3 protein-coding genes are annotated in these 4,527 nt (G+C 65.9%); all 3 read left to right on the forward strand.

The annotated features are described in order from the left end of the window. Window positions 1-282: 282 nt before the first annotated feature. Genes A3E77_RS15160 through A3E77_RS15170 form a run of 3 tightly spaced genes read left to right on the forward strand, consistent with a single transcriptional unit; the run spans window position 283 to window position 4,236 of the window. A complete protein-coding gene (locus tag A3E77_RS15160; protein WP_293647419.1) occupies window positions 283-807 on the forward strand; it encodes a sigma-70 family RNA polymerase sigma factor in 525 nt (174 codons plus the stop codon). Next, window positions 797-1,729 (forward strand): FecR family protein, encoded by a 933-nt coding sequence (locus tag A3E77_RS15165; protein ID WP_293647421.1) that lies wholly within the window; start codon window positions 797-799, stop codon window positions 1,727-1,729. The genes A3E77_RS15160 and A3E77_RS15165 overlap by 11 nt, the downstream gene beginning before the upstream one ends. A 2-nt stretch (window positions 1,730-1,731) precedes the next feature. Next, window positions 1,732-4,236 carry a TonB-dependent receptor domain-containing protein gene (locus A3E77_RS15170; protein ID WP_293647423.1) on the forward strand — a complete coding sequence of 835 codons (2,505 nt, stop codon included), beginning with the start codon at window positions 1,732-1,734 and terminating at the stop codon, window positions 4,234-4,236. Window positions 4,237-4,527: the final 291 nt, after the last annotated feature.

A 4,527-nucleotide genomic window follows, 5' to 3' on the forward strand; every position in this document is an offset into this window, starting at 1 on the left:
AAGCCACATCGGCTGGGCTTTCCGTGCGAGTCTGCGGGTCGGCCTCTAGCCCCCCTGGCCGGCCCCGCCCGCGAGGGGGAAGCGTTACCCCTACCCACGCTTCCCCCTCGCCTAGCCGGATGAATGACAAAAGCGATGCGAGCATTAGCCATCACAGCTCTCCCCCCACCGCGGTTGCACCGCAGGTCAATCGCGCTATATGACGGCGCCATCAGGGGGACGTATGGCGCAGGGAAAACGGGCGCTGACCGACAGCAGATGGCGTTCCAAAGCAAGCAATCCATGACCGAACCGCGTGATCGAACCGACGCCGTCCAGGGCATCGAAGGCGTATTGCTCGCCAACCGCGACCGCATCGTCCGCTTTCTGGAAGTGCGTGGCGCGGGTGATGGGGCCGAAGACCTGTTTCAGGATCTGTGGATGCGCCTGACCGACCGGCAAAGCGGTCCGATTGCCGATCCCCTGCCCTATATCATGCGCGCCGCCAACAATCTGATGCTCGATCGCTACCGCTCGGCGCGGCAGCGCGACCTGCGCGACAAGGCATGGGGCGAAGCATCCGCCGCCACACATGCGCCGTCCAGCGAAACGTCGCTCATCTCGCGCGAGCAGCTTCGGCTGGTCGAAACGGCGATCGCGGCGACCGGCGACCGCCCCGCACAAATCTTTCGCCGATTTCGGGTCGATGGTATCGGCCAGCGCGACATTGCCGTCGAAATGGGGGTCAGCCTGAGCACCGTCGAATCCGATTTGCGCAAGGTCTATGCGGCGCTCGCCATGGTTCGGAGGCAGTTCGATGCAAGCTGACCCGACCAACGCCGAAGCCCGCGCGATCGACTGGCTGATCCGCCAGCGCGATCCATCCTTTGACGACTGGGACGGATTTGCCGACTGGTTGGCCGAGGACCCGGGCCACGCCGCCGTTTATGATGCGCTGGCCTGCCTCGACCAGGATCTGGATGCGCTTCCGGCGGCGCCCCGGCCCGTGATCGCCGACATTGCCACGACGCCGCCTCGTCCGTCGCGGCGCTCTTGGTTCGGCGGCGCGATCGCTGCGGCGATGGTCGGCGCGGTCAGCCTGTCGAGCCTCGGCTTGTTCGGCAATGCGGAACGGATCGAAACGCTGGCGGGCGAGCATCGCTCGATCACCCTCGCCGATGGATCAAAGATCGACATCAACGGCGGGTCGGTGATCGAGATCGACCCCGATCGTCCGCGGTTTGCCCGGCTGGAAACGGGCGAAGCGATGTTCCATGTCGTCCACCGCGACAACGACCCCTTCGTCGTCGAAACGGGCGGCGCAAGGATCGTCGACCTCGGCACCGCTTTCAATGTCGTGCGCCGCGATCGCCAGACGTCGGTCGCGGTCTCCGAAGGCATCGTCCTCTACAACCCCGACCGCGACAATGTCCGCCTGGTTGCCGGCAAGGGAATCGCGGCGCAGGACGGCGACCGCCAGCCTCCTATTGTCCAAGATGTCGATGTCGCGAACGTCGGCAGCTGGCGCACCGGGCTGCTCGTATACAATGGGACGCCGCTCGCCGTGGTGGCCGAAGATCTGAAGCGAACCGCGGGGATGCAGGTCCGCATCGCCCCCGAGGCCAGCGCATTGTCGTTCCGCGGCGCCCTGATCATCGACAAGAACCGCGGCCGCACCATCGCCGATCTCGCTGCCCTCTCCGGCACCAGGGCCGAACGACAGGGCGAAGGCTGGATATTGACACGCTGACCATGCCTCTGCGCCTTTCTCTCGCCGCAGCGATTGCGCTGAGCCTGCCCGCGCAGGCTTTGGCGGCGGAAGAACGCGCGTTCGACGTGCCCAAAGGCAATTTGTCGGCCGTCTTGCCGGTGGTCAGCCGACAGGCGGGGGTCAGCATCAGCGTCGTCGACGCGAAGCTGTGGCAGGCGCGGGTCAAGCGCGTGCGCGGACGGATGAGCGTCGAAAAGGCAATCCAGCGCCTGCTCGACGGATCGGACGCGCGCGCCGTGCGGGTGAGCGCGACAAGCTGGCGTATCGAGCGTCGTCCCGCCCGCTCGCACCTCGCCCGCGCCGCCCCCGTGCCGCGGCAGTCGCCAGCACCGCGCGGGCCCGAACGGTCGCAGGACACGATCGCGGCGGCGCAGGACGAAATCATCGTCACCGCGTCCAAGACCGACCTTCCCCTGGCGCATTTTGCCGGCGTCGTGACCCGGCTGGAGGGCGGCGACCTGGCGTTCGGGGGCGAACGCGGGATGGATTCGATCCTGTCGCGGACCGCGACGGTGTCTTCGACCCACCTCGGTTCGGGGCGCAACAAGCTGTTCATTCGCGGCATCGCCGATTCCAGCTTCACTGGCCCGACCCAATCGACCGTGGGGCAATATCTGGGCGACATCCGCCTCAGCTACAATGCGCCCGACCCCGATTTGCGTCTCTATGATGTCGACACTGTCGAAATCCTCGAAGGGCCGCAAGGAACGCTTTACGGTGCGGGCTCGCTCGGCGGGATCATTCGGCTCGTTCCCAAGGCGCCCGATCCGCGTGCGATGACCGTGCAGGCGATCGCGGGCGTCTCGATCACCCAGCATGGCGACCCGGGCGGAGATATTGCGGCGATCGCCAATCTTCCCGTCGGCGAGGACGGCCATGCGCTCCGGCTCGTCGGCTATATGCTGACCGATGGCGGCTATATCGACAACCCCTTGCGCGGACAGAATGACGTCAATCGCGTCCATGTGCGCGGCGGGCGCGGCACCTTCCGGTTCGAGGCAGGCGACGGCTGGACCGTCGATTTGGGCGGCGTTTACCAGGCGATCACCTCGGACGATGCGCAATATGCGGACAAGGATGGGCCGCCGCTGACGCGCAGCTCGATGGTCGAACAAAATGCGACCGCGCGTTACGCGATGGGCACGGTCGTCGTGATGAAGGATTGGGACGGCCTGCATTTCCAGTCGTCCAACGCCTTCATCGACCACCGCCTGTTCGAGCGGTTCGACGCCAGCCTTCCCGAGGCGCGGCAGGGCGCCGACATGTCGAACGGCGGCGCCCCCTTCCCGCCCTCGGTCGGAACCGTCGATGTGGAGCGCCTGTTTGCACCGCTCCAGGTCACCGCGATGAACGATGTCCCGCGCGCGCTCGACCAGCAGAATGCGACGCGCATGTTCGCGAGCGAAAATCGCCTGTCGCGCCCCTATCAGGATGGGCTGGGCTGGGTCGTCGGCGCGAGTTTCATCGACAACCGCGCCCGGCAACAGCGCGACTATGCCTATGGCCCCCTGCGTGCCATCCTGCCGGGCGTCACCAACCGCATCACCGAATTCACCGGCTATGCCGAGGCAACGGCCGAAATATTGCCCGATGTGATCGCGTCGGGCGGCCTTCGCCTGTCGCACGCCCGGCTGGGCGGCGAGGCAGAGGGCGTTTCCTTCGCGCTGTCGCAGGCGGGACGAGCGACGACCGCATCGCGCAATGAAACCGATCTCCTGCCGTCCTTTTCCCTGCTCGCGACGCCGCTGCACAATGTCCGGCTCTATGCCCGCTACCAGGAAGGGTTCCGGCCCGGCGGCCTGGCGGTCGACGGCAATTTCGTGCGGCGCTTCCTGAACGACCAGGTCCGCACCTGGGAAGCGGGGATGCGGTTCGGTGACAAGCGACAGAGCCTGTTCGACGCCAGCGTTTCGATTTCGCACAGCCGCTGGCGCAATATCCAGGCGGACTTCATCGACAGCACGGGTTTCCCGACCACCGCCAACATCGGCGACGGTCGTATCACCAGCCTGTCGGGCGCCCTGGCCGTTCGTCCGACCGAAACCCTGACCTTTGAGCTGGGCGCCGTCTACAACCACAGCCGGGTCGACGATCTGTCACCACAGATTCTGCCCGTATACAGCGCCGCGCCCGGCCGCCTCGGCCGCATTCCCAATGTGGCGAGCCATGCGGTGCGCGGTTCGATCAACTATGCGACGGTCATCGGCGAAGAGGCCTTTCGCATAAACGGCTGGGCCAATTATGTCGGCCCGTCCCGGCTCGGGATCGGACCCGTGCTGGGCGAAAGCCAGGGCGATTATGTCGACACCGGCGTGGCGATGCGCGTCGGCGACGAGCGCCGAGGCCTTTCGCTGACGCTGACCAACCTGTTCGATTCGCGCGGAAATCGCTTTTCGCTGGGCACGCCCTTTGTCGAGGGTAACGAGGGGTTCCTGACCCCGCTGCGTCCGCGCACACTCCGGATCGCGGTGGACGTCGCATATTAGCGAATGTCGGTTTTGCGGTAGGAAGCGGGCATTTAGGAAGTACGTGACCATCCCCTCCCGCAAGCGGGAGGGGCAGCGAGACTTGCCAGCTTGCTGGCTAGTCGCAGCGGGGTGGGCCATCGCAACGTCGATGCCCACCCCCGGCCCCTCCCGCAAGCGGGAGGGGAGAAGAGCGGCCGCAATCGGTCGTTTTAAGACGCAGTCATTCGCTAAGCGTGATCCGCTCATAGCGGTCCATATGATGGTCCGCGCTACCGAACTGGCTCTCGATCATCGTCGCGCGCTTGAAAT

Source organism: Sphingopyxis sp. RIFCSPHIGHO2_12_FULL_65_19 (assembly GCF_001830555.1).
In the GTDB taxonomy this organism is placed as follows: domain Bacteria; phylum Pseudomonadota; class Alphaproteobacteria; order Sphingomonadales; family Sphingomonadaceae; genus Sphingopyxis.